Genomic DNA, 987 nt, shown 5'->3' with positions numbered 1-987 from the left:
AATCCGAGGGGATCGATCCACCCCAGCGGATTCGGTGCATACTGATAGAGGTTTAATCCCCCCGCCAGTCCTATCGGGTCCTGCTGCGTGAACCGTCCGCAGTCCGGGTCGTAGAACCGGAACAGATTATAGTGAAGTCCCGTCTCCCGATCCAGGTACTGGCCCTGCATCCGCAGGTTCTGCGCACAGCCTGCAAGCTGCACCTCTCTTTCACTCAGCAACTTACCCCAGGCACTGTTCTGTGCCTCCCAGCACACCCGGCCTTCCGCATCCGTGAGGCGCTCCGGCGTGCCGTTAGGCTGGTTATGGAACCAGAAGATATCCGGGGCATTCACGCCGTCAATACGGGCCAGCGGCTCGTGGCTGTGCGGGTCGCTGTAAACGTAGGTCAGCGGGACCTCATTCCGGATCTCCTGCAGCAGCCGGAACCCCTCCCACACAAAGCGGGTGGTGACCGTTTTGCCGTACTGCTGCCCTGCCAGCGTCCGGCGGCTGGTCTTGCTGATGCGCCTGCCCAGTGGATCGTAGCGGAAGCTGACCGCCACCTGCGGCCGGGTGCGGTCGCGCGGCTGGCTGACGACTTCCGTCAGACGGTGCTCGCCGTCGTAGCGGTAGTGCCAGCGGATCTGACCGTCGTCCTTCTCCACCGTGCGGCCGTGGATATCATACTGCCAGCGAATACCGTTCAGCTGCGTGACGCGGTTGTGGGTTATCTTCTCCCCGATATTGTCCAGCGGGTTGCCTGCTGCATCCCACCGCCACTGCTCCCGGCCCGGCAGCGTGCCGTCCTGAGACAGCAGCCGCCCGGTGCTGTCATACTGCCAGTGATAACAGCTGAACGGGTCATCGTCGCGCTCCTCGCGCACGGGGTTGTTACGGTAGTCATAATCCCACCTGCGCGACCAGCGGCGCGGGGCCGGACGCTGTGCGCTGCCGGTAAAGACGTCCCGGCGGTGCAGGCGGCCCAGACGGTCATATTCGCTGCGG

The 987-nt window shown here is 63.9% G+C and carries 1 protein-coding gene; it reads right to left on the bottom strand.

Annotated elements, in window-relative coordinates; genetic code table 11:
• A partial coding sequence (locus tag FN633_RS06090) for an RHS repeat domain-containing protein (RefSeq protein ID WP_208674160.1) occupies positions 1-987 on the bottom strand: 987 nt, incomplete at both ends.

Source organism: Pseudescherichia vulneris, from assembly GCF_902164725.1.
GTDB lineage: Bacteria > Pseudomonadota > Gammaproteobacteria > Enterobacterales > Enterobacteriaceae > Pseudescherichia > Pseudescherichia vulneris.
The sequence above is the reverse complement of the archived record's forward strand: the minus strand, read 5'-3'. Positions and strand labels throughout refer to the sequence as shown.